The sequence below is a fragment of the Campylobacter sp. 19-13652 genome (genome assembly GCF_019702925.1).
In the GTDB taxonomy this organism is placed as follows: domain Bacteria; phylum Campylobacterota; class Campylobacteria; order Campylobacterales; family Campylobacteraceae; genus Campylobacter_A.
This window is the reverse complement of sequence record NZ_AP024713.1, coordinates 658,312-680,021: the sequence shown is the minus strand read 5'-3', so window position 1 is coordinate 680,021 and position 21,710 is coordinate 658,312. Positions and strand designations below refer to the sequence as shown.

The 21,710-nt window shown below is 39.6% G+C and carries 28 protein-coding genes; 10 read left to right on the top strand and 18 right to left on the bottom strand.

Annotation, left to right across the window (positions count from 1 at the left end):
- Window positions 1–1,178 precede the first annotated feature (1,178 nt).
- From LBC_RS03300 to LBC_RS03270, 7 genes are read right to left on the bottom strand one after another with little or no spacing between them, the layout of a single operon-like run.
- On the bottom strand, window positions 1,179–1,538 hold the full coding sequence (locus LBC_RS03300) for a helicase (RefSeq protein WP_260173435.1): 360 nt from the start codon (window positions 1,536–1,538) through the stop codon (window positions 1,179–1,181).
- The gene (locus LBC_RS03295) at window positions 1,528–3,612 is read right to left on the bottom strand and encodes a heavy metal translocating P-type ATPase (RefSeq protein WP_221254680.1); all 2,085 of its coding nucleotides are present in this window, start codon (window positions 3,610–3,612) and stop codon (window positions 1,528–1,530) included. The genes LBC_RS03300 and LBC_RS03295 overlap by 11 nt, the downstream gene beginning before the upstream one ends.
- Window positions 3,578–3,877, bottom strand: coding sequence for a YtxH domain-containing protein (locus LBC_RS03290; RefSeq protein WP_221254679.1), 300 nt, complete (start codon window positions 3,875–3,877; stop codon window positions 3,578–3,580). Before LBC_RS03290 ends, LBC_RS03295 begins: the two co-directional genes overlap by 35 nt.
- The gene (locus LBC_RS03285) at window positions 3,874–4,200 is read right to left on the bottom strand and encodes a Cys/Met metabolism pyridoxal-phosphate-dependent enzyme (protein ID WP_221254678.1); all 327 of its coding nucleotides are present in this window, start codon (window positions 4,198–4,200) and stop codon (window positions 3,874–3,876) included. Before LBC_RS03285 ends, LBC_RS03290 begins: the two co-directional genes overlap by 4 nt.
- A gap of 10 nt (window positions 4,201–4,210) precedes the next feature.
- Window positions 4,211–4,495, bottom strand: a complete 285-nt coding sequence (locus tag LBC_RS03280; RefSeq protein ID WP_260173434.1) for a hypothetical protein — start codon at window positions 4,493–4,495, stop codon at window positions 4,211–4,213.
- The gene (locus LBC_RS03275; protein WP_221254677.1) at window positions 4,485–5,177 is read right to left on the bottom strand and encodes a hypothetical protein; all 693 of its coding nucleotides are present in this window, start codon (window positions 5,175–5,177) and stop codon (window positions 4,485–4,487) included. Before LBC_RS03275 ends, LBC_RS03280 begins: the two co-directional genes overlap by 11 nt.
- On the bottom strand, window positions 5,174–5,479 hold the full coding sequence (locus LBC_RS03270) for an HMA2 domain-containing protein (protein ID WP_221254676.1): 306 nt from the start codon (window positions 5,477–5,479) through the stop codon (window positions 5,174–5,176). The genes LBC_RS03275 and LBC_RS03270 overlap by 4 nt, the downstream gene beginning before the upstream one ends.
- A 183-nt stretch (window positions 5,480–5,662) precedes the next feature.
- Here LBC_RS03270 and LBC_RS03265 point away from each other — a divergent pair, with 183 nt between their 5' ends.
- Genes LBC_RS03265 through LBC_RS03250 form a run of 4 tightly spaced genes read left to right on the top strand, consistent with a single transcriptional unit; the run spans window position 5,663 to window position 8,110 of the window.
- Entirely contained in the window at window positions 5,663–5,872 is a 210-nt protein-coding gene (locus tag LBC_RS03265) for a hypothetical protein (protein ID WP_221254675.1), read from the top strand.
- Window positions 5,869–6,351: a GNAT family N-acetyltransferase gene (locus tag LBC_RS03260; protein WP_221254674.1), complete on the top strand. Its 483-nt coding sequence runs from the start codon at window positions 5,869–5,871 to the stop codon at window positions 6,349–6,351. The genes LBC_RS03265 and LBC_RS03260 overlap by 4 nt, the downstream gene beginning before the upstream one ends.
- A complete protein-coding gene (locus LBC_RS03255; protein ID WP_221254673.1) occupies window positions 6,348–6,944 on the top strand; it encodes a hypothetical protein in 597 nt (198 codons plus the stop codon). Before LBC_RS03260 ends, LBC_RS03255 begins: the two co-directional genes overlap by 4 nt.
- Window positions 6,941–8,110, top strand: coding sequence for a hypothetical protein (locus LBC_RS03250; RefSeq protein WP_221254672.1), 1,170 nt, complete (start codon window positions 6,941–6,943; stop codon window positions 8,108–8,110). Before LBC_RS03255 ends, LBC_RS03250 begins: the two co-directional genes overlap by 4 nt.
- Window positions 8,111–8,213: 103 nt before the next feature.
- On the opposite strand, the gene mnmE is transcribed toward LBC_RS03250, so the two are convergent.
- Genes mnmE through rpmH form a run of 6 tightly spaced genes read right to left on the bottom strand, consistent with a single transcriptional unit; the run spans window position 8,214 to window position 12,885 of the window.
- Window positions 8,214–9,548 (bottom strand): tRNA uridine-5-carboxymethylaminomethyl(34) synthesis GTPase MnmE, encoded by a 1,335-nt coding sequence (gene mnmE, locus LBC_RS03245; protein WP_221254671.1) that lies wholly within the window; start codon window positions 9,546–9,548, stop codon window positions 8,214–8,216.
- Window positions 9,529–10,527 carry a Jag N-terminal domain-containing protein gene (locus LBC_RS03240; RefSeq protein WP_221254670.1) on the bottom strand — a complete coding sequence of 333 codons (999 nt, stop codon included), beginning with the start codon at window positions 10,525–10,527 and terminating at the stop codon, window positions 9,529–9,531. The genes mnmE and LBC_RS03240 overlap by 20 nt, the downstream gene beginning before the upstream one ends.
- Complete coding sequence (yidC, locus tag LBC_RS03235) at window positions 10,527–12,110, bottom strand: membrane protein insertase YidC (RefSeq protein WP_221254669.1); 1,584 nt, start codon at window positions 12,108–12,110, stop codon at window positions 10,527–10,529. The genes LBC_RS03240 and yidC overlap by 1 nt, the downstream gene beginning before the upstream one ends.
- Window positions 12,111–12,119: 9 nt before the next feature.
- Window positions 12,120–12,431 (bottom strand): membrane protein insertion efficiency factor YidD, encoded by a 312-nt coding sequence (yidD, locus tag LBC_RS03230; RefSeq protein ID WP_221254668.1) that lies wholly within the window; start codon window positions 12,429–12,431, stop codon window positions 12,120–12,122.
- Complete coding sequence (rnpA, locus tag LBC_RS03225; RefSeq protein ID WP_221254941.1) at window positions 12,428–12,763, bottom strand: ribonuclease P protein component; 336 nt, start codon at window positions 12,761–12,763, stop codon at window positions 12,428–12,430. The genes yidD and rnpA overlap by 4 nt, the downstream gene beginning before the upstream one ends.
- Window positions 12,751–12,885: a 50S ribosomal protein L34 gene (gene rpmH / locus LBC_RS03220; RefSeq protein ID WP_221254667.1), complete on the bottom strand. Its 135-nt coding sequence runs from the start codon at window positions 12,883–12,885 to the stop codon at window positions 12,751–12,753. The genes rnpA and rpmH overlap by 13 nt, the downstream gene beginning before the upstream one ends.
- Window positions 12,886–13,037: 152 nt before the next feature.
- Here rpmH and LBC_RS03215 point away from each other — a divergent pair, with 152 nt between their 5' ends.
- The 5 genes from LBC_RS03215 to LBC_RS03195 are packed head-to-tail and all read left to right on the top strand — an operon-like array spanning window position 13,038 to window position 17,285.
- Entirely contained in the window at window positions 13,038–14,414 is a 1,377-nt protein-coding gene (locus LBC_RS03215; protein WP_221254666.1) for a sodium-dependent transporter, read from the top strand.
- Window positions 14,415–14,418: 4 nt separating this feature from the next.
- A complete protein-coding gene (locus LBC_RS03210) occupies window positions 14,419–15,624 on the top strand; it encodes a M48 family metallopeptidase (RefSeq protein WP_221254665.1) in 1,206 nt (401 codons plus the stop codon).
- Window positions 15,611–16,453 (top strand): peptide chain release factor N(5)-glutamine methyltransferase, encoded by an 843-nt coding sequence (prmC, locus tag LBC_RS03205; protein ID WP_221254664.1) that lies wholly within the window; start codon window positions 15,611–15,613, stop codon window positions 16,451–16,453. The genes LBC_RS03210 and prmC overlap by 14 nt, the downstream gene beginning before the upstream one ends.
- Window positions 16,450–16,917 (top strand): DUF4149 domain-containing protein, encoded by a 468-nt coding sequence (locus LBC_RS03200; protein WP_221254663.1) that lies wholly within the window; start codon window positions 16,450–16,452, stop codon window positions 16,915–16,917. Before prmC ends, LBC_RS03200 begins: the two co-directional genes overlap by 4 nt.
- On the top strand, window positions 16,902–17,285 hold the full coding sequence (locus LBC_RS03195) for a YbgC/FadM family acyl-CoA thioesterase (protein WP_260173433.1): 384 nt from the start codon (window positions 16,902–16,904) through the stop codon (window positions 17,283–17,285). Before LBC_RS03200 ends, LBC_RS03195 begins: the two co-directional genes overlap by 16 nt.
- Before the next feature lie 233 nt (window positions 17,286–17,518).
- Here the strand turns inward: LBC_RS03195 and LBC_RS03190 are convergent, their stop codons facing one another.
- Together LBC_RS03190 and LBC_RS03185 are read right to left on the bottom strand one after the other, a co-directional pair.
- The gene (locus LBC_RS03190) at window positions 17,519–17,953 is read right to left on the bottom strand and encodes a hypothetical protein (RefSeq protein WP_221254662.1); all 435 of its coding nucleotides are present in this window, start codon (window positions 17,951–17,953) and stop codon (window positions 17,519–17,521) included.
- Between the two features lie 60 nt (window positions 17,954–18,013).
- The gene (locus tag LBC_RS03185) at window positions 18,014–18,775 is read right to left on the bottom strand and encodes a toxin-antitoxin system YwqK family antitoxin (RefSeq protein WP_221254661.1); all 762 of its coding nucleotides are present in this window, start codon (window positions 18,773–18,775) and stop codon (window positions 18,014–18,016) included.
- A gap of 163 nt (window positions 18,776–18,938) precedes the next feature.
- Here LBC_RS03185 and LBC_RS03180 point away from each other — a divergent pair, with 163 nt between their 5' ends.
- On the top strand, window positions 18,939–19,133 hold the full coding sequence (locus LBC_RS03180) for a transcriptional regulator (RefSeq protein ID WP_221254660.1): 195 nt from the start codon (window positions 18,939–18,941) through the stop codon (window positions 19,131–19,133).
- 84 nt (window positions 19,134–19,217) lie between these two features.
- Here LBC_RS03180 and LBC_RS03175 read toward each other — a convergent pair whose 3' ends face one another.
- From LBC_RS03175 to LBC_RS03165, 3 genes are read right to left on the bottom strand one after another with little or no spacing between them, the layout of a single operon-like run.
- Complete coding sequence (locus tag LBC_RS03175; RefSeq protein WP_221254659.1) at window positions 19,218–20,366, bottom strand: iron-containing alcohol dehydrogenase; 1,149 nt, start codon at window positions 20,364–20,366, stop codon at window positions 19,218–19,220.
- A complete protein-coding gene (locus LBC_RS03170) occupies window positions 20,363–20,569 on the bottom strand; it encodes a tautomerase family protein (RefSeq protein WP_221254658.1) in 207 nt (68 codons plus the stop codon). Before LBC_RS03170 ends, LBC_RS03175 begins: the two co-directional genes overlap by 4 nt.
- Window positions 20,570–20,593: 24 nt before the next feature.
- Entirely contained in the window at window positions 20,594–21,601 is a 1,008-nt protein-coding gene (locus tag LBC_RS03165) for an OmpA family protein (RefSeq protein WP_221254657.1), read from the bottom strand.
- Window positions 21,602–21,710: the final 109 nt, after the last annotated feature.

Below are 21,710 nucleotides of genomic sequence, written 5' to 3'. Positions count from 1 at the left end.
ATCACTATCTGCTATAACAAATATCCGCACCTTAGAATTTAATCTTAGTCTTTTGTGCGGATATGTATTTTATAAATTTTCAAACCACAAAGACTTTTTAATCCATTTTAAAAGCAATGCACAGCTTATTTTGCCCACTCACGATAATTGTTTCCACAGAAACATCGCTTAGCTTGTTTGACGAAGCCGCCCATTTTTCATACTGCGTCCACTGCTTGCGAACCACTCGTTAAAAACTGGCTATATACGAGATAAATTTAAACTTTGTTTTTTACTGTTAAAAAGGGGACAAAACCGCAGAAACTTTAGAATTTAAATTTATTTTTGCACCAAAAAGTAGTTTTTTTATTGCGAAATCACCGTACTTATTTTTATTAACGCCTTTTACTCGCATTGCTTTTAACTTCGTTATGCTTGTAATGCAACCCGCCCGACATCCGCAAAAACACTGTATAGCTATGATTAAATTTATCAGTGCTAAATTCCTAAACCGTATAACTTTAGCTTTACTTAAGTTTAAATTTATTTTTGTACCCTAGCTTTCATTTTTTACATCAAAGGCTAAGTCTGCTTAATGTTACGGCTTTTATTTTTACGCCAGGGGAAAAGGAGCTTGAATTACGAAGTCGCCCTTCTTTCAGTCCAGTACCCTAAAACCCCACTGTCTATGCGGCTCGCATCGCTCTGCGATATACTCGCCGACGTCCAGTTTCACTTCGCTTCGCTTGTTTTCGCTTTATGCACGCATAGCAAGCAGTTGCTGTGCTAAGCCACTTCGTGGCTTGCATACGCTCCTGTGGCAGTACCCTTGGGTATGACCGCCGCTACTTCGCAGCGTCGGCAGGCGAAGCCTAGGACGACAACTACTTGTTGTCCGTGCCGTAAGCGAGTGGGCGAACTTGTCGCTTTGCGACGTGAGCTATGAATAATCTACTCATTACATGGGGGGGGGCGCAAGACTTTTCTACGCAGGTATCAAGCGATATTTTGCTTCACTTTGCTTTCAATTCTTGCTCTGTATTGACTGGCTATATGCGAAGTATAGTGAGATGATTTTTAGGATTGTAAGCCATTTTAAAACGGAGCATACATATAGCACGTGAGTATTTAAAATGGCAAAACTCCGTAAAAAGCGTTCACGAGACGAGCTGGCTTTAAAACGAAGTCAAGCCAAAAAATCACTCATAGCCCTTACCAGCTTTTATCTTTATGCGACGCTTTTTAGCGGCATTATTTATCATTTTCTTAATGACGCCATTATCATAAAGTCCAGCATGATAAAGGCTAAATCCAACCATAGCCACACCAGCTACGATGTGGATTTTTTTTACGGTTTTATTTTTCATACCAAAGGCAGTAAGCACAAGCGCACCCAAGGACACGCTCATTCCAGCCTTAGCAAATCTCCTGTGCGCATCAATATCGAGCAAATCGCCGTTTATTATACTTTTTTTAGAACGAGGCTTTTGCGTACTAGCACTGGTATGCGATACCGATTTTTCGCTTTGATTTAACTCTTTTTGCATTTTATTTGCCAAATTTTACACCTTTTATTGAATTTAAAAGCAGCCAAATAGTCGTGCCATTATGAAGCACAGCTGTGGCTATAGGGTTTAAAAAACCGAGCGTAGCGGCACCTAAGATAGCAGAGTTTATACCCACAGTAGCTTTGAAATTTGCATTAATAAGCGCCATGGTTTTAATGGATAGCTCCTTTATATCCGCCACGCTTGCTATGTCATCTTTTAAAAGGCTCACATCAGCCGTAGCCTTTGCTATATCTGCGCCCTTGTGCATACTAATACCCACATTTGCCTTACTCAGCGAAGGCGCGTCGTTTATACCGTCGCCTATAAAGGCTACATTGCGTCCACTATTTCTAAGCTCATCTATGACCTTTGCCTTATCCGTAGGCAAACACTCTGCATATACCTTATCTATGCCTAACTCCTTAGCGACCTGCTCTGCTTTTTGGCGTATATCGCCAGTTAGCATTACAAGCTCTTTTACCCCTAAAGCTCTAAGACGCTCTAGGGTCTGCTTTGCATTTTGGCGCATAGTGTCTCTCATAGCTATCATGCCAGCTAGATCGCCGCCGTAGCCTATGTATAATAGGGTATATCCAGCCTCAAGCGAGCTTGATATAATCGCCTCATGCCCAGCAAAGCTAATGCCCTCATCATCCTCTAAGAAGTGTCTACTACCAATGATTACCTCTTTGCCGTGCATTTGGGTTTTTACGCCGTGCGCGACGATAAATTCCACCTCGTCATGATGTATGTGCTTAAAGCCTATCTTGTGCGCTGCGTCTACTATAGCCTCGGCCACTGGGTGAAAATAGTGCTCCTCAGCCGAAGCGGTTAAATTTAAAAGCTCGTTTTCACTTAGTCCTTCCTTAAAAGAGTGGACTTTTACCACAGATAATTTACCATGAGTGAGTGTACCGGTTTTATCAAAGACAAAGGTGTCCACAGCAGCTAGCGCCTCTAGCGCCTTTGCGCCTTTTACCAGTATGCCACCCCTACCAGCTTTTGATATACTTGATTTAAAAGCCACTGGAGTCGCAAGCTTTAAAGCGCACGAATAATCAGCCTGAAGCACGCTAGCCACGCTTTGCATGTCGCGCTTTAGCAAGTATGAAAGCCCAGCTAACGAAAGCGTAACAGGCACTAGCTTATCAGCCAGCCTGCTTGCTTTTAGCCCTACTGATGATTTTTCATTTAAGGAGGCTTGAATATACTCTTTTATCCTAGCAGTTGCGGTGTCAGAACCGACATTTTCAGCCCATATCTTTATACGCCCCTCTTCTACGACCGTGCCACTTATAACCCTATCTCCACGCATTTTAGCCACTGGCTCAGCTTCGCCAGTCATAGAGACTTGATTTACGCTAGCACTTCCTTCTACTATGTAGCCATCTACTCCTATACTCTCGCCAGCTCCAACTACGACTATATCACCCTCTTTTACGTCTTTAGTCTTAATTTTACTTAGGGTTTTTTTACCATCTTTTATCTCCTCGACCCAGACATCCTCAATACTTGGCTTAGCTAGTTCTTTTATAAGATCATCACTTTTATGTACGGCAGATTCTTCCATATATTCGCCTAAATTTAGCATTAAATTTGTCGAGTTTGCAGCCAGATAGTCCTTTCTGGCTAGGCTCACGCCAACAGCCATTGATTCAAGTACCTTTGAGGTAATACCCTCGCTTTTTAGCTCCTCAAAGCCCTCTTTTAAATTTGCGCTTGCTGCGTAAAGCCCTAGAGCTGTTTTAGCTAAATCAGAGCTTAAAAGTGGCGATATGCCCATAGCTACAGCAGCCTTGTAGATACCGCTTTTATCAGGCGTGGAGCCTTGTTTTGTAGGCAGGGCTATGCTACTTACATGAGAGATTATATCATCAAGGCTCCCACTATATTCTACTATTATGCTTTTTGCATAGCGGTTTACTCTGGCAAATTTTACCCCAGCGCACTCACTTACACTAGTCTCTATGCGTGCCTCATCACTATATTTACAAAGCCCATCTACAATAAGTCTCGCACGCCCTGGTAAGCTGTGGACTATGCGGATACTATTCCTCTTCGGCTGCGATTTCTGCTTTGGCATCTTCAAACCGTTCTTTTAACTCTTCAAAGCCAGCATTTAAAAGTGCGCCACCTTTTATAATAGCGCGAAAAAGAGTTTGTTGAGCCTTTTCATTTGTAAGCAAATATGCACCTATTGCGCCTACTGCAAGCCCTTTTAAAAACCCAGCTGTATTAAAATTTTCAGGCACAAAAGGCATATTGCTAGCGGCTTCATTTATGCTTTTATCCAAAGTACTCTGAGGCGCTTTATTCTGCATATTTTCGTTTATGTATGGATTTTTCACTGTTTTTCCTTATTTATAAATTTTTCAATCAATATCAAGCTAGCAGCACCACCAGCTGCCCAAAGCAAAGCGCTTGCAAAATCTCTCCTTACAATAGCATTTGATGCACCAATGGCAGCAGCAGTTACCACGCCACCGCCCACAGCTAGCTTTGCAGCCTCTTTTACCACGTCTTTGGTATTAGCCTCGCCTTTTTGCACCCTGGCATATCCCAGTGCTACGCTACTCATTCCGCCTAGCAAAGCCCCACTTATAAAATTATCAAGCGGCAAGCGAGAAGTCGAGACTAAGGGCATTTGATTTTGTTTTAAATTTTTTAGCATCTATATCACCCTACTCTGCTTTGGTGGCTTTTTTTACTGGAGATTTTCTCGCTGTTGGCTTTTTGGCTAGCTTTTTTACCTCTTTTTCACCACTAGATACTATGGCATTAACCTCGCTTTTACCATTTTTATATGCCTTAATAGCAGCCTCTTTTCCCTTTTTTATGCCAGTTTTTGCCTCTTTTAATAGCTCATCTTTTTTATTAAAAGCAATCACTGCAAGTGCGCCAGCAGCAGCGCCAACTAAAAACGGTAGTGCCATTTTAAACCCCTTTTTATTAAGATTATTCATCATTTTTCTCATCTTTATTTGTATTTTTTATAAAAGCAGCCAAGCCCATAGCCCCAAGGGCTGCACCGCTAAAAAAGGCAAACTGCTTATGATTTAAAAGCTCTTTTATCTCGCCCTCTCTAGCCTCGCCATTTACTATACGACTTAGCTTTTGATTTAGCGAGTTTATGTCATCTTGATAGCTTTTAAAATCCCCGTTTAAAAATCTAGCAAGCTCATTTTTTGACCCATGAGCTAAATGAAAGCTATCTTTTTGCTCAGCGGCTAAAGCGTGATAAAGTCTAAGCTTTAAAGCAGGAATAAATTCATTTTGTGAAGTAGCCCAAAGCCTAAAAAATAGATCTCTTAGCGCCTCATCATCGCACTGTTCACATAAGCTATCATAAAATGCAGCGATTGAAATTTCATAATTAATCGCCACAATAAGCGCTTCATCAAAAATATCAGGCGCAAATACGGGCACACCAGCCTCATCTTTTAAGCTTAAATTATAAGAATTTGCCGCCTCTTTTAGCAGCTCGCACGCCCTTAATCTAACATCCCTAATACTAGCAAACTCCTCAGCCTCATAGCCTTTTAAGGCAAGCTGAGAATAAAGCATTACCCCGCCAAGCTCACTAGCATAAGCCATATTTAAAGCATTAGCCACGCTATCTTTAAAAGGCTCTTTTTTAACATCTATCATAAAGCACCCACCCTAGCTATAATTTCTGCAACATATTCACTATTTTCTCCAGCTATAAGGCTATCCCAAAACTTAGCAGGCAATAAATTTTCGTCATACTCTATAGTAACAGAACCAATTAGCTTATTAAATTTAACATTTTTTATGCCGTCTATATTTTTCACCCTATCCTCTATACCGCTTACTGGAAGCTCAAGCTGCTTGATTTTTGGGCTTACACGCACTCTAAGCCTGCCTTTTGTATGAGAAATAGTACTTAAAAATGGAGCAATGCTGGTTAAAATGTCACTATTTATCTGCATTTTTATCCTTAAATTTAAAAATAAAAACTTTAATTTGTTTTGGCTTAATGCTCGCTTAAAACAGGATATTTATGGTGCTATTTTAGGCTTTAAATTTTACAAAAGACTAAATAAAAGATTAATATAAGGTTTTTTTGGTATATTTTCGCAATTTTTTACTTTAGACCACAAAAGGAAGTTTAGATGACTTATGACGAGTTAGAACTTGACGCTGTGCTGCTTGAGGTACTTGAAAACAGAGGCAGTTTTGATTCTATGGACGATGAGGAATTATATGAGCTAATAGAGCAAGTAGCTGGATATACTGATGGAGATTATGAAGAGGCGTTTGAGTATATGACACAGTTTTCTCCTATTCCTAAAAAGAGATTTGTATCGCTATTTATGGTATGAAAAACTTTAACATAAGAGGCGCAAATAAGCAGGATATGCCAGCTGTGTTTGCCATGATAAGAGAGCTTGCAGAGTATGAAAAGGAGCCAGATGCGGTCGTATTTGACGAGGGCGAGTTTTTAGATACCATATTTAAGCAAAAAAGGGCAAACATCCTAGTCGCTGAGATTAATGGTGCGCTAGTTGGCTATGCGATATATTTTTACTCATTTTCTACATGGCTTGGAAAGGCTGGGATATATTTGGAGGATTTATATGTAAAGCCCGAGTTTAGAGCCAAAGGCATAGGTAAGGCATTTTTTAAAGAACTTGCTAATAAATGCGCTAAAGACGGTCTTGGCAGGCTTGAGTGGGCATGTCTACACTGGAATGAGCCTAGTATTAAATTCTACGAAAGTCTAAACGCAAACAACCAGTCAAAAGAGTGGAGAGTTTACAGGCTAGAGGGCGAGAGCCTAGATAAATTAAAGAGCGTATGAGCCAGACTCTACGCTCGCTATTTTACTTAAAGGCGTTTGGTTTTAAATTTTACGAACCAGCCAAAACAAAAACCAAAATAGAATACACATCATTAAACGAACTTTACGCACAAATAGACAGATGTCAGCTTTGCGAACTATCGCACCTACGCCAAAAAAATAAGCAAAATGCAAGCGCTGGGATAAATTTAACAACCCCAAAGCTAGTTTTTGTTAGTATTTTAGAGGTAAAAAATAGGGAATTTTTAACAAATATTGCAAGCAAAAACCTAAATATAGCCAAAGATGAGATCGATTTTATCTCAGTGATTAAATGCCCAGCAAAAGACAAGATAAACAAGCACTCAATAAACCTTTGCCTGCCATATTTTTACAACGAATTGTCATTACGCGACATAAAGGCTGCTATCGTATTGGGAGATGAGGCGTGTGGGTATATTTTTACAGAGGAGCTAAGTCGAGCTAGAGGGATAGTGCAAAATATCGCAAACACAAAGGCTGTGGCTTGCTTTAGCGATGAATACGTGATAAAAAATCCCAGCAAAGAGGGCGAGTTTATAGCCGATTTGATAAAAATTAGGAGCTACTTATGAGAGTTTTTTTATGTATTTTACTAGCTTTTAACACACTAATAGCAAGAAGTGAACTTCCCTCGCCTATACCGCCAGCTTATGAGATATGGATAGACCTAGACATAAATCAATGCGATGAGGCGTGCTTAAAAAACCTAATAAAAAATCGAGAATTTGCAAGCTTTATGGCCAAATATAACCCCAAAAGCTCAGCAGACAGAGAGCTTTTGCGAAGCTATAACGCTATAAAATGGGGATTAAATTTAAACAAAAAAGCCCAAATAGCCGTACTTTTGCCAAAGACGTTAAAATCTTACGCAAAAGCAATAAAATCCTCCCTACAAGCCTACATTGTAAGCCATGAAGCAGCCCTAAGCGCACATTTTATCCAGTGTCAAAACGAAAGCGAGATAAAAATCGCCCTAAAAAAAGCAAGAGAACTTGGAGCAAATATATTTATAGCACCTGTTAAAGAGGCTGGGCTAGGACTTTTGGCTACTGAGCTTAAAGAGGGCGAGATAGCCTATGTCCCGACACTGGCTGCTATGCAAGCACCATCAGACGGCAGAATAATCTTTGGTGGAATAGATTATAAAGAGCAGATTTTTGCGCTAACGCAAAAAGCACAGTCAAAATCTGCGATTTTTAGCGATAATAGTGCCTTGGCGCAAAAGCTTGACGGGCTTATAAATGAAGCAGGCGTTAAAGTCATGAACCGCATAAAAATAAATAGCGACGAGACAAGCACAAAGGTGCTGCAAGATAGAGCGAACGCCCTAAATAACGCTAATATATTCTTAAATTTACCGCTAATAAAAGCAGCGTTTGCAATAAATTATCTACCAAAATTTGAAATCAAACCAAAAATGCTACTAAGTACGCAAATAGGCTATAATCCCCAGGTCTTTAGTCTCATATCTCCGCTTGCTAGAGGTGAAATGATAGTGGCTAGTTCGATAGACGAAATGGACAAAAAGCTAAACCTAGCTGCAGAGCTTTTGGGGGCTGGAGGCTGGTATAACTGGGTGAACTATAGCTGTGCACTAGGCTTTGAGCGGCTTAGTCAAAAATATGTAGATGTGGTTGATGAGGCGGATTTTAAAGAGCAAATAGTGTCTAATAAGGTGCTTTATAATACAAGGCTGTATAGGCTAGAAAATGCTAGTTTTGTGCCGATACAGGAGTGATTTAGGCTTTATAAGCTATGCCTGTGAGTTGGTAAAATTTAAATTCACTCCAGTCTTTGGGACATTTAAAGCGAGAAAACAGAGGATAAATCATTAAATTTGCCTACTTGCCTAGACAGAAATTTGAAAACATTTCATCAAGTATTTCGTTTCTGTTAAACGGCTCTGTTATATTTGAAAGCTCCAAAATAGCCTTATTAAGCTCATAGGAAAAAAGCTCGAGCGAGCCTTCATCAAGTAGTTCATCAGCTCGAGTCAACGCCACACTTGCTGCTTTAGAGCAGTCTATCTGACGAGTTGAGCTAAGCATTATCGAAGTGGTCTCAAGGCTATCCAAATACGCCTGTAAAGCACTCTCAAGCTCGCTTGTATCATGGCGCGATATGCGCACTGCGTCCGCTAAATCAATGTCAAATTTAAACTCAAGATCCGATTTATTAAAGGCATAGATTATTTTTTTACCAGTTAGACTTTGGCATAAATTTAAAATTTTCCTATCCTCATCATCACTAATTCTAGCACCATCAAACACACAAACAACGATGTCAGCCTCGCTGGCTGCTGCTATTGAGTATTCTATGCCCTTTGCTTCTACATACCCAGCACCAGCTCTAATACCCGCCGTATCAATAATCTTTACAAGATGGGTGCCTATTTTTAGGCTCTCTTCTATCCTATCTCTAGTCGTGCCAGCCTCATCACTAATAATCGCTCTTTCATAATGCAAAAGGGAGTTTAAAAGAGAGCTTTTTCCTACATTTGGCTTGCCTATAATAGCAACCCTAAAGCCATCTATAAGCCCTCTCCTGCTTTGGCTAATCGAAACTATTTTATCAAGCTTTTGGACATTCTTACGAAGCATTTCATGGGTGCTTTTAAGTATATCCTCTGGCAAATCATCATCAGCATAATCAATAGCAGTCTCAGAGTATGCAAGAGTACGCACAAGCTCCCCCCTAAGCTCACTTACAAACTCGCCAAGCTCTCCGCGCAAACTTCTGGCTAGAATTTTTACTGCACTTTCACTTTGAGAGCTTATAATAGCCTGTATAGCCTCGGCCTTTGCTAGGTCTATTTTGCCATTTATAAAGGCTCTCTTGCTAAACTCCCCAGCATCAGCCAATCTAGCGCCGTGATTTTGGATTTCAGCAAGCACTATTTGCGCCACCACTATACCACCATGGGTCTGAAGCTCTACTACATCCTCGCCCGTAAAGCTATGGGGTGCTTTAAAATATATGGCTATAGCTTCGTCTAAAGGCTCGCCTTTTGAGGAGGTTAAATTTACAAGAGTAGCATATCTAGGCTTTAGCTCGCACCCGCTTAAAGCAGTAGCTATACTAAGTGCACGCGAACCACTAATGCGAATAATACAAATAGCCCCAACACCATAAGCTGTAGCAATAGCAACTATTGTATCATTTGCGGTAAAACTCATTTACCACCACACACTTGCCCTCTTGGGTATTTTTAACTCCGACATACTTATTTGGAAAAGTAGCTCTTAGCTCATCTAGGATTATCTTAAGCCCTACTCCATCAATAGGCCTAGATTGCACCCTGCCATTTTCATCGACTTTTTGTGCTAATACTACGGCATACTGTCTAGCAGACTCCTCCTGAGCTTTTAAAAACTGAGCTATTTCAAGACGCAGGGCATAATTGTATTTGAGATTTATCCAGTTAAATAAAATATAAGAAAGTGCTTTGTATCTATGCCCCTCTTTTCCTATTAAAAGCGCAGCGTCAGCCCCATCTAGGCATATCTGTATAGTTTCGTCATCGTAGGCAAACACATCAATACTATTTATATCAAAATCACTAACCTCAAAAAGCTTTATAAGTTTTTGTTTTATTTCGTTTAAGGTTTCGCTACTTGCAGGAGATTTTGTCTCCTCAGCTGGTCTTGCTTGATTAAAGGTATCTATTATAGAGTTGTCTAATATACCACGCTCCTTATGGCGTTGCTTTGGTATGTCTTGGTGCTTTGATTTTGTCGGTTTTTGCTCTTTTTTTATGTGCTTTTGCTCTTTTGATTCTGTATTTTGAGCCTCCCCTATAAACTCCTCTTTAAAGAAATTATCAAAGCCTTGATTGTCCTTAGTGTTATTTAAAGCCTGCTTTTGTTCTTTTCTTTTTTGCCTATTTTTTTTAGATATAAAATCATTAGAGCCTTTATTTGTCTCCCAAACTGACTCTTTTACATGTTCTTTTTTTCTATTTTCATGGTGTTTTTCGTCATCAAATTTAATGCCATTTTCACGAGCTACCTCTATAATAGCAGGCTTTTTAAAAAGCCCAAAAAATCCAGCTCTTGGATGCTGAAGTACCTTTATATCAAGCTCGGTTACAGAGCACTTAAGCTCATCAGCAGCTCTAGCAAAAGCCTCTTGTAAACTCGGAGCTTCGATACGCATTACTTAGCTCCGCTGGATTTATGCTTTGCAAAAAGCTTATTGACAAATATTTGCTGAATGACAGAACAGACGTTATTTACAAACCAGTAAAGGGTAAGTCCTGCTGGGAAATTTACAAAGAAAAAGGTAAATATCAATGGTAGAAATTTAATAATTTTTTCTTGCATAGGGTCTGTAAAAGTTGTCGGTGTGAGCTTTTGTTGCAAAAACATAGTTGCACCCATTAATATAGGCAAGACATAGTATGGATCCATTGCCGATAGGTCATGTATCCACAGTATCCATGGTGCGGATTTAAGCTCTATAGCATTTAAAAGCACCCTATAAATAGCGAAAAATATAGGTATTTGTATTATTATAGGTAGACATCCTCCCATAGGGTTTGCACCGTGCTTTTTATAAAGCTCCATCATATGCACATTTAGCTTTTGTGGGTCGCCTTTATACTTAGCTTGAAGCTCTTTTACCTTAGGTGCAAGCTCTTTAAGCTTATTCATAGATAGCATGCCTTTATAAGTAAGTGGGAAAAGCACAAGCCTAATAATAAGCGTAAGAACAACAATAGCCCAGCCCCAGTTTCCTATATGGTTATATAAAAAATCTATAAATTTAAACATAGGCTTTGCTATAAAAGTAAACCAACCATACTCTATTACATTTGTTAGCTGTGGATTTATCCCATTTAGCTCTTTATGCCCTTTTGGTCCTATGTAGCCACCAACGCTAAGCGCACCGTTAGCCTTAATAAAAGCGATAGAATTTAAATCCTTTGATTTGTCATTATCAACTACTACATTAAGTGGACTGTTAAATGAGTAAAAAAGTGTAGTATAATATCTATCTGAATCGGCTAATATGTTTATGTTATTAAAGACTTCAGGGGACTTGACACTATCATCTGATAAAATCTCTAAACTCTCATCACTATTTTGCAAGAGCACTCCGTGGACTGTGTAGTTATCTACAGCTATATTTGGTCTAAGTCCAGGTGTCATAAAATACTCTACATCGCGACTAGGTAGCACGCTTACATCATAACTGCCATTTGGATTAAATTTTATCTTTTTTACTATGTTTAGCCCATTAAGCTCTTGAGTTAGCGTTATCTCCGCTGCTTCACTACCCACCTCCACGCTACTAGCGCTTGAAGTATAAGGAATCTTAAAAGCCTCATCATTTATAGCAGAATCGCTAAATCTAAGCTCAAGCGGTAACGGAGAGAGTGATAAAAGCTGAAGCCTCTGTCCGTTTTCGTCATTATACCTTGAATCCTCTATATAGTATTTACTAATTCTACCCAGCGCATCTATGTGTATTTCATAACTAGCTGATTTTACAACTGCTATTATTTTATTTAAGCTATCATCAGACGGCTTAACAGGGCTTGATGATTGTAAAGCTGGAGCATTAGATGAGCCTTGCTCTACTGTATTTAAATTTGAAGTAGTGCTTTGGGATACGTTTTTAGCGTTCTGCTCTTGCAGTGGTTGCTTTGGTATAAAAAAGTAATCATATGCTATAAAAAATATAAATGATAAAAGTGTAGCAAGCAACACTCGCTTTTGGGTGGATAGATTTTGCATTTTATTCCTTTAACAAATTGCCTTAATTATTTGAAATTTATTATTTTTAAGTGGTATAAACCAAAAGCTTATATGCTTTTTTTGATATACAAAGTAGTTAAACGGCTTTGATACCACAGGATAATCAACACCGCCAGAAAATAGCTGATTACACCTAAGTAAACGAAGTAAAGTCGCCCAAAAAGCCCTAAACGGAGAGTTAAATTTAAACTGCCACATAGCATACTCAGAACAAGTTGGATAATATCTACAAGAACGTGGCAATAGCTTTGAGATATAAAGCTGATAAAATTTAATAAGTCCGACTAGCCATTTTTTCACTTTAGACACCCTAACTTTTTAAAAGACCAACGCATATTTTTAGTCGCTATGGATAGGTTAAAGCTCTCAACGCCACTTTTAGCTACTAAAATATAAACACCGGGTCTTAACTCATCTGCAAAACAGGAAAAAGAGGCTCTTAGCACTCTCTTAGCCCTATTTCTAGCAACTGCTTTTCCAACCTTTTTGCTAGCTACGACAGCTATTCTCCTATGTTCACCCGGTAGGTAAAAGACTATACAAATCTCGTTATACCATTTCTTTGCCTGAGAGTAAACAGTAGAGAAATCACGCTGGCTATTTAGCGAGGCGTATCCTGCTACGCAGCCAATCTTTTTCTACCTTTAGCACGTCTTGCTTTTATTACTTTGCGACCATTTTTAGTTTTCATGCGTACACGAAAGCCATGAGTGCGCTTTTTTGGAGTATTGTGCGGTTGATAGGTTCGTTTCATAGACTATATCCTTTAGATAAAATAAAGGGGCAATTTTAGCTAAGGTTTACTAAATTATGACTTAAGAGCTTTAAAGGGAGCATATAAATTTAAATGTAAGCCAACTTTTGTTAAAATCTCACGTTTAAAATAAATTTAAAGAGTATTATGTCATGAAAAAAAGAAAAAACTGGAGCTCAAGGCTCACATACGTGCTGGCCGTAGCTGGCGCAACAGTGGGCTTTGGGGCTACTTGGCGCTTTCCATATTTAGTTGGGCAAAATGGCGGTGGCGCATACGTTCTTGTATTTTGCATAGCGATGCTATTAATCGGCATTCCCATGATGCTAGTTGAAAGCGCAATAGGCAGAAGGCTTAAAGTAAACTCCGTGGACGCATTTTCTGGCAGCCTAAGTGGCAAACGCATAAATCCAACGTGGAAAATCGTCGGCTATATGGGGCTAATAGGTGCTTTTGGAATCATGTCATATTACATGGTAATAGGTGGCTGGGTGCTAAATTATATTGGCAAAATAGCCTATGGTACACTTGATTTAAGCACTCCAGTAACACTAAGCGCGACTAGCGAATTTTACGAAAATAACATAAAAAACTCACCCCTTGACATAGGCATTGCGACGCTTATTTTTGTCGCTATAAATTTCATAATCCTAATAAAAGGCGCAGTTGAGGGCATAGAAAGAGCCGCCAAATACCTAATGCCCATACTTTTTATGCTGATGTTTATAATGGTGATTAGAAATGTTAGCTTGCCAGGGGCAAGCGAGGGGATTAAATTTTACCTCACACCTGATTTTTCAAAGATAAACGCAAAGCTTTTTGTAGATGTTTTGGGACAGGTATTTTTCGCACTTAGCATAGGCTTTGGCGTGATGATAACCCTAGCTAGCTTTGTCAAAAAAGACGAATCTTTGATAAAAGTCTCAGTCATCACAGGCGTGCTAAATACCGCCATAGCCGTGCTTGCTGGCTTTATGATTTTTCCTTCACTTTTTACCTTTGGTATCGAGCCGGCAAGTGGCCCTAGTCTTGTGTTTAAAAGTCTACCTATAGTCTTTTCAAATATGTTTGCAGGAAATTTCTTTGCGATTTCGTTTTTCTCGCTTTTGATGATAGCAGCCCTTACGACCTCGCTACCTATTTACGAGGTAATCATCACAGTCCTATGCGAAAAAGCAAAGCTATCACGCAAAACAGCTATCGCACTCACCCTTGGTGGCATATTTATCCTAGGCAACGTCCCCAGCCTGCTCTCATCAAACTACCTAAGCGATGTGAGATTTTTTGGCAAGGACATCTTTGACGCATATGACTCCATTTCAGCCACGATATTTTTTATCCTGACCTCGCTTGGCTGCGTGCTTTTTGCCACTCTCGTACTTAAAAAAGAGGCGATAGCAGAGGTGCTACAAGGAAGTGAAAAGCACCGCTGGGTGGTACCGATATGGTTTTGGTATGTCAAATTTATAGTGCCGTTTATAATCTTAGCCGTGTTTATAAGCAGCTTTTATGACAATTTTATAAAGTAAAAATATGCTATTAAATTTAATCATAATATTCGCCATTTACACAGCTTTTAAGATAGCTTTAAGCATTTTGCAAATTAAATTTATAAAGGCACAGCTACGAGAAAAAGCAGTGATTTTAGATGAGGCTAGCTACCATCAAGCTGGAGTTGTAGCGGATGAAAACGAAAAATTTAGTATAGCTTCAAGCCTATTTTCATTTTTCATATTTTTGATTTGGGCGACATGGGGGCTTAGCGCATTACAAAATGCCCTAATAAACAACACATCTGATATAACCCAGCAGACTATTTTTGTAGTTGCATTTTTAATAATGCAGTCAATTTTATGGCTTCCGTTTGATATTTATGAAAAATTTATCAAAGACAAAAGGCAGGGCTTTTCAAATATTAACGCAAAATTATTCGCGCTTGATACCGTAAAAACCATAGCTCTGACAGTCATATTTGGCGGAGCTTTTGTGTGGGTTCTTTTGTGGATTATGCAAAAATCGCCAAATTTATGGTGGCTAATTGGATTTTGCTTTAGCTTTGGTGTAATACTTATGATAAACTTAATCTACCCTACTCTAATTGCGCCTATTTTTAATAAAATGACCCCGCTTACAGATAGCGAGCTTTCAAGCAAGATAACAGAGCTTTTAAACAGGTGTGGCTTTAAAAGCAGTGGTGTATTTGTCATGGACGCAAGTCGTCGAGATGGCAGGCTAAATGCCTATTTTGGCGGGCTTGGAGCAAGTAAGCGTGTGGTGCTTTTTGACACTCTTTTACTCAAGCTAGAAAACAGTGAAATCCTAGCAGTTTTAGGGCATGAGCTGGGGCATTTTAAGCACAAAGATATACTAAAAATGTTAGCGCTTAGTGCATTTATGCTGTTTGTTATATTTTTTGTCTTTGGCAATATGCCAGCTTCTGTTTATAGTGCACTGGGCATAAACAGCGGAGGAGGAATTTTAGTCTTTTTACTGCTTTTTAGCTCTGCTTTTAGTCTTATTTTCTCGCCAATTATAGGCGCTTTTAGCAGACAGAATGAATTTAATGCTGATAAATTTGGCTCACAAATGCAAAATAAAAACGACATGATAAACGCCCTAAAAAAGCTAGGTAGCGAGAATAAAGCCTTCCCAAAATCGCACCCACTTTACTCAGCGATATACCACTCTCACCCTAGCCTTTATGAGCGTATAAGCGAGCTAAGCGGTGAAAGTAGCTAGTGCATTAAAAGCTCAAAGTGAGCTGCTGGCAAAATCTAGCGAGCTTCCAGCGACGCCTATGCGCATAGCCTCTTTGTTACTAGCTCATACGCTTGAGTGCGAGCCTTCAAAGCTAGTGCTACACAGCCAAAATGAGCTAAGCAAGGAGCAAGAGTTTGAATTTAAACAAAATATAAAGAGCTTTATAAAAGGCACTCCCATAGAGTATATCACGCAGCGCGTGAGCTTTTATTCGCACGAATTTACGGTGCTTCCTGATGTGCTAATCCCTCGCCCAGAAACGGAGCTTCTCGTAGAAAAAGTGGCAAATGCCCTAAAATATAAAAACGCACCAAAAATATGCGAAATAGGCGTGGGAAGCGGCGTGATTAGTGTTATACTAGCTCTTTTGCTTCCAAAGGCAAAAATAACCGCCACAGACATAAGCCAAATCGCTCTAAAAAACGCAAAAATCAATGCGGATAAATTTAATGTTAGCTTAAATTTAATACAAACGAGCCTAATGACAGGCGTTAGCGAAAATGGTGAAAAATTTGACGCCATAGTATCAAATCCGCCCTACATTGCAAAGGATTATGCACTTGATAAATGGGTACTAAGCGAGCCTAGCGCCGCACTTTTTGGAGGGGATAGGGGCGATGAGCTGCTCTTAGAGATTATCGATTTAGCCGCAGCTAGAGGTGTGCCTTTGCTAGCTTGCGAGATGGGGTACGACCAAAAAGCCTCACTAGAAAAAGCACTTGATAAAAACGGCTATAAGGCGAGCTTTTATCAGGATTTAGCAGGCTTTGACAGGGGATTTTTAGCATTTAAAAAGGAGAAAATTTGAAAAGCATTTATCTATTCTTACTCGCAGCCATAGTCGGCTTTGAGCTTGGCATAGGGGCTATCGTCGCACCTACTATATTTTTTCCGCCAGAAAGTCTAAGTGCGGTGTTAAGTAAATTTGATAGTGGCGTTTTAATGAGTGAAATTTTTGTCAGATTTGGCTATGTTTTGGTAGCTGTTTGCATTTTTAGCTTGCTTTTTGAGACAGCGGGGGTATTTAGTAAATGCAATTTTTATCTCAAATTTAGCCGATTAATGCTCTCAATCATCTGCGCTGGTGGAGCATTTTTATTTGTCTTTTACTTTACCGATTTTATCCTTAACGCCCAAAAGCTAGGCGAAGCTAGCGTGAGTACGCAGGAGTTTTTACAAATTCATATCGCAAGCGAATATACCCTAAAAATCATAATGATAGCCCAAGTTGCGCTATTTTTCATAAGGCTAATACCATGCAAAAAGAGATAAGTTTTAGGGTTTATTACGAGGACACCGACGCGCAGGGCATAGTCTATCACGCAAACTACTTAAAATTCTGTGAGCGCGCAAGAAGCGAGATGCTACTAAGTCAAAATATCGGCGGCTTTAGCGATAGAGAGTATTTCATCCTGCGTAGCGTGCAGGCTGATTTTATAAGCCCGGCTAGACTAAATGACATAATCACGGTACACACAAAAGCCCTGCAAATAGGCGCTAGCAAGGTAATACTAGAACAAAGCATAAGCCTAAATGAAAGCACTATATTTTTAGCAAAAGTAACGCTAGCCTACATAAAAGACAAAAAGCCAAGTAGGCTAAGCGAGCAACTAAGGGAGTTTTTTATAAGCTGCCTATAGGCTTTGGCGGAGTTTGTCGCCAAAGCTCTGAAGTAAAATATTGTTTTTAATTACAAATTTAAGCCACAGCGCAAGCCTAGCATCATTAATTCATGCCAGTGGCTTTTGGTATTACCGACATCGCCTTGTAATGTCGGCACGATTTTTTGGCACTTTGCACAGACTTAGCACAAAATCGGCGCCAAGCCTAATATGTGTGGCTATGATTTGCTTTAAAATTTGAAAAATAGTATTTAATCAAAAAATCCCATATCAAAGCTAGTCTTAATACCGTTTGAATAATCGACAGCATACTCTAAAAGATCATCTCCCAGCCTTTGCCCAAACATAGTCATATTGACATATACTTGACATTCTAGGTGCTTTTTACTGACATCTCGCTCTACTTCATCAAATTCACTAAATGTAAAATCAAACATCTCCATAGTGCCCTTTTCACCCACAGCATCAAGCATCGTTCTTATATTCTTATCATTTTTATTTGCCTTAATCGCTACTCTCATAAGCTGTCTAAATTTTTTATTTAAATCAGCCACGACTGCCTCATCATCGCAGTTTACGCTTTTATTACTAGATTTTCGTCCGCTATCCCTACTAAAAGCATCATCAAACACCCCAGCACCAAAGCAAGCCACGCAAAACAAAAGCGCAAAAACTATCTTTTTCATCTTTTTCCCTTAAATTATAATTGATCAAGTCTTAGCCGCCTGAGACTAAAGGTTATAAATTTACTGCTTATTTTTCTGTTTTACGCCGTTTTCGTAGTAGGTCTCGCTTGCCACTTCGCCGTTTTTATACTCTATAAATTTGCCATTTTTTCTATCGTCTTTATATCCCTCTTCACTTACTAAAGCACCGTCATTTGTGTAGTACTTAAAAATTCCATCTTTTTTACCATTTTTGTAATTTCCCTCATATGTTAGCACCCCATTTTCATTATACTCCTTCTCAGCTCCATCTAGCTTATCATCTTTATAATTAGCCTCTTTAAGCAATACGCCATCGCTATTATACTGCTTAAACGCGCCATCTTTTTTGCCAGCTTTAAAAGCCCCTTCCCCTAGCAAAACTCCATCTTTATTATACTTTTTAAACTCTCCACTTATTTTGCCGTTTTCGTCATACCCGCCAACCTCATCAAGATTGCCATTTGGATAATATTGCTTATAAACACCATATAATTTATTATTTTTATAATTTTGCTCAAGCGCTAAAGTACCGTCTTCATAGTACTCTTTACTTACGCCGTCTTTAGCCCCATTTTTATAATTTTGCTCGAGTTTTGGAGTGCCGTCAGCGTAATACTCCTTTTTTACACCGTGAATTCTGTTTTCTTTATTAAGCGGAGTTTCAGACTTTATAGACCCGTCGCTATACTTGCTCTCATTTACCTTTACTGTATCACTAGGCTGCCCTGGGAAATCGCTCCCACACCCCACAAAAACCAAAACCGCCGCCACAGATAAAGCAATCTTTGAAAATTTATTCATTTTCTCTCCTTTAAAATAGATAAAAAGTTCGCTATTATAAATTCATTTGCTTTAAAAATAATTGAAATATTAAATATTTTTTATATTATTTATAGAATATTTCAATAGTTTTTTTATCAGAAAAAAGCAAGTAAAATCAGCTTAAAAAAGCTAAGGATTAAAATTGCAAAAACAGACAAAGCGTGATATGGCAGCATTTTTAGGCATTGACGTCTCCACGCTTTACAACTGGCGAAAAAACAAGCCAAACCTATATCAAACTCTGATGTTGGGCTTTAAGATAGATGAAATTTTAAAAAAGCAAAAAGATTACTATGCGGAGTTAGAAAATTTAAAAAATGAAGCAAAAAACAGATAAATTCTAGCATTAAATTTACGAATTTACCTGCATGAAATATTATTTAGCTGGCGATTAGGCACTATCCCAAACGCCGCCTTAACCCTAAGCTTTAAGCAGTATCTGCCTAACAGCCTCTGCGTCGATGTCACCGCGTTCGCCACATCTAAAGCAACGCTCGCTAAATCTAGCCGCTACAGCCTGGGCTGCTTCTGCTGCGTCGATACCATACTCAGCTAGCGTAGTTTTAACCCCAAGAGAGCGAAAAAACGCCACTATACGCTCCACGCACTCGCTAGCCACTACCACTTCATCGCCCACTAATCCAAACGCCTCTCGCCCAAGACGTGCTAGCTTTGTCTGCTTTGAAGATAGCTTTAGCCGATAAAGCGACGGTAGCACAATCGCCAGCGTCTGAGCGTGATCTAGCCCATACAGAGCCGTCAGCTCATGCCCTATCGCATGCACGCTCCAGTCCTGCACCACGCCAAGCCCTATCCAGTAGTTTAATGCACAAGTCGCCGACCAGCACAAATTCGCCCTAGCGTCGTAATCAGCGGAATTTTTTAGGCTCTTTACTCCCTCGCTCATTAGCGTTCTCATCACACCTATCGCCCAAAGATCCTGTAGCGGAGTATCCACGTCATAGGTCGCATACTGCTCAATGGTATGGACGAATGCGTCGATTATGCCGTTTTGAATTTGTCGTGGCGGCAGGGATAGCGTTGTAGCTGGATCGACGACGGATACTCGCGGAAAGGTCAGTGGGTTGTGAAAGCCCTTTTTCTCGCCACTGCTTCGGCGGCTTATCACGCAGCCCATATTCATCTCAGAGCCAGTCGCAGGTAGCGTGAGCACCGCGTATATCGGAGTGGCGGCAGTGGCGGTGATCTTTCGCTCATATAGCTCGCTCTCCCTGCCCTTAAGCGGAATAATTTGAGCAATAAATTTACACGCATCAAGCACGCTGCCCCCGCCCACAGCCAGCAGACAGGTAGCATTGATACTCCTAGCTAGCTCGGCAGCCCTAACGCAGGTGTCAAAGTCAGGATTTGGCTCGACGCCGCCAAACTCCACAACGCTAACGCCAGCCAAAGCCGCCATCACCTGCTCATACACTCCGTTTTGCTTAATGCTACCGCCGCCATAGACGAGCAACACACGCTCGCTTTTGTCTATCTCGCCAGCTAGATTTGCTATCTCTCCACGCCCAAAAATGAGCTTTGTCGGACACTGATATGTGAAGTTTTTCATTGTTTCTCCTTTAAATTTTTAACACTTATCCCAGATATAAAATAATCACTTGGTGCTATCTCATCGATAATTACGACAGCGTTTTTAGCACTTCGCTTCATTACTTTTTCAAAAAGCTCCACCACTCCACGAGCCAGCTCGTCCTTTTGTTCTTGCGTTGGAGTGCCGTTTTCTTTAGTGATTTTTATATTTATGTATGGCATAATTTTCCTTTTTTTAAGCACAAATTAATAAACTCTAGCCTCCACTCGCCTATTTTTATATCTGTTTTCTCTGGTTGTGTTTGGGACTTTTGGGTTTGTCTCGCCATATCCCTTATAGCTTAGCCTATCAGACCTTACGCCAAGTGCAACTAGAGCGTCTCTGACTGACTTTGCTCTACGTTTTGACAGATTCTTGTTATAATTAGCATTGCCCACATTATCAGTATGTCCGCCTATTTCTGCTTTGGCGTTTGAGCTTATTAAATAGCTTGCAAATCTTGCCAAATTTGGAGCAAACTCAGCCTTTATGATGTCGCTATCGTGGTCAAAATTTATCAAAAAATTATATACCCCATTTTCCCAGCCAAGCTCCACAACATCAAGCGTCGTAATAATTCTATTTAAAATAACACTAAGCTCAGCTGCGCCCAAAACGTCATAATAAACGCCCTTGCCATAGCTTAGCTGGCTTAGCATATTTCTTGTTCCACTATCTACGTTATACCCAAGCACAAAAGCGTTAAAATTAATCTGCGGATTATTAGCCACTAAGGCATTAATCTCACCCAAAGGATTACCTCCGCAACTCTCAAGTCCATCGCTTAAGAGAATTATATTTACAGTATTTTTAAATTTATTAGCCATTTTAGAGACTCTTTTAATAGCCAAAGCCAAAGGAGTTTTACCGTCTGCTGATAGCCCTTGCAGTTTACCTATAAGCTCATCTTTGCTTGAAGTAGAAAATACTTCCGTGTCAACACTACACCACCCACCAAATGAAACAAGCGATAAATTTGTCTTATTTGTATCTAGCTTTAAAGCGATATCTTTTATGGTCTGTTTTGCTGTTTTTATCATCGAAACACCACTTTGAGCGTCAATACTCTCCATGCTACCAGAAATATCCAAAACAAAGATAGTAAGTGGCTTATTTGGGTCAATTTCACGCGGTGTCTCAGGCTGCAAAAACGGCAAACACCCCGTAAGCAAAAAACCAAAAATAGTTACTATTAAAATTTTAAACTTTGACATTTAGCCCCCCCCTTTTTTATTAAAATAGCCTAAAATTATATCAAAAAATAGTTAGTAAAGATAAATTCAAAGATTGGAAATTTAATGTTTGGTAGTTTATAAAAGTATC

What these genes read in the sequence shown, in the direction of transcription:
- LBC_RS03190 (WP_221254662.1), bottom strand. Translation starts at nt 17,953, where the DNA reads ATGAAAAAGATAGTTTTTGCGCTTTTGTTTTGCGTGGCTTGCTTTGGT.
- rpmH (WP_221254667.1), bottom strand. Translation starts at nt 12,885, where the DNA reads ATGAAACGAACCTATCAACCGCACAATACTCCAAAAAAGCGCACTCAT.
- LBC_RS03270 (WP_221254676.1), bottom strand. Translation starts at nt 5,479, where the DNA reads ATGCAGATAAATAGTGACATTTTAACCAGCATTGCTCCATTTTTAAGT.
- LBC_RS03255 (WP_221254673.1), top strand. Translation starts at nt 6,348, where the DNA reads ATGAGCCAGACTCTACGCTCGCTATTTTACTTAAAGGCGTTTGGTTTT.
- LBC_RS03265 (WP_221254675.1), top strand. Translation starts at nt 5,663, where the DNA reads ATGACTTATGACGAGTTAGAACTTGACGCTGTGCTGCTTGAGGTACTT.
- LBC_RS03165 (WP_221254657.1), bottom strand. Translation starts at nt 21,601, where the DNA reads ATGTCAAAGTTTAAAATTTTAATAGTAACTATTTTTGGTTTTTTGCTT.
- LBC_RS03280 (WP_260173434.1), bottom strand. Translation starts at nt 4,495, where the DNA reads ATGATGAATAATCTTAATAAAAAGGGGTTTAAAATGGCACTACCGTTT.
- LBC_RS03215 (WP_221254666.1), top strand. Translation starts at nt 13,038, where the DNA reads ATGAAAAAAAGAAAAAACTGGAGCTCAAGGCTCACATACGTGCTGGCC.
- LBC_RS03295 (WP_221254680.1), bottom strand. Translation starts at nt 3,612, where the DNA reads ATGCCAAAGCAGAAATCGCAGCCGAAGAGGAATAGTATCCGCATAGTC.
- LBC_RS03185 (WP_221254661.1), bottom strand. Translation starts at nt 18,775, where the DNA reads ATGAATAAATTTTCAAAGATTGCTTTATCTGTGGCGGCGGTTTTGGTT.
- LBC_RS03175 (WP_221254659.1), bottom strand. Translation starts at nt 20,366, where the DNA reads ATGAAAAACTTCACATATCAGTGTCCGACAAAGCTCATTTTTGGGCGT.
- LBC_RS03210 (WP_221254665.1), top strand. Translation starts at nt 14,419, where the DNA reads ATGCTATTAAATTTAATCATAATATTCGCCATTTACACAGCTTTTAAG.
- LBC_RS03240 (WP_221254670.1), bottom strand. Translation starts at nt 10,527, where the DNA reads ATGCGTATCGAAGCTCCGAGTTTACAAGAGGCTTTTGCTAGAGCTGCT.
- LBC_RS03250 (WP_221254672.1), top strand. Translation starts at nt 6,941, where the DNA reads ATGAGAGTTTTTTTATGTATTTTACTAGCTTTTAACACACTAATAGCA.
- mnmE (WP_221254671.1), bottom strand. Translation starts at nt 9,548, where the DNA reads ATGAGTTTTACCGCAAATGATACAATAGTTGCTATTGCTACAGCTTAT.
- LBC_RS03170 (WP_221254658.1), bottom strand. Translation starts at nt 20,569, where the DNA reads ATGCCATACATAAATATAAAAATCACTAAAGAAAACGGCACTCCAACG.
- LBC_RS03260 (WP_221254674.1), top strand. Translation starts at nt 5,869, where the DNA reads ATGAAAAACTTTAACATAAGAGGCGCAAATAAGCAGGATATGCCAGCT.
- LBC_RS03285 (WP_221254678.1), bottom strand. Translation starts at nt 4,200, where the DNA reads ATGCTAAAAAATTTAAAACAAAATCAAATGCCCTTAGTCTCGACTTCT.
- LBC_RS03195 (WP_260173433.1), top strand. Translation starts at nt 16,902, where the DNA reads ATGCAAAAAGAGATAAGTTTTAGGGTTTATTACGAGGACACCGACGCG.
- yidC (WP_221254669.1), bottom strand. Translation starts at nt 12,110, where the DNA reads ATGCAAAATCTATCCACCCAAAAGCGAGTGTTGCTTGCTACACTTTTA.
- LBC_RS03275 (WP_221254677.1), bottom strand. Translation starts at nt 5,177, where the DNA reads ATGATAGATGTTAAAAAAGAGCCTTTTAAAGATAGCGTGGCTAATGCT.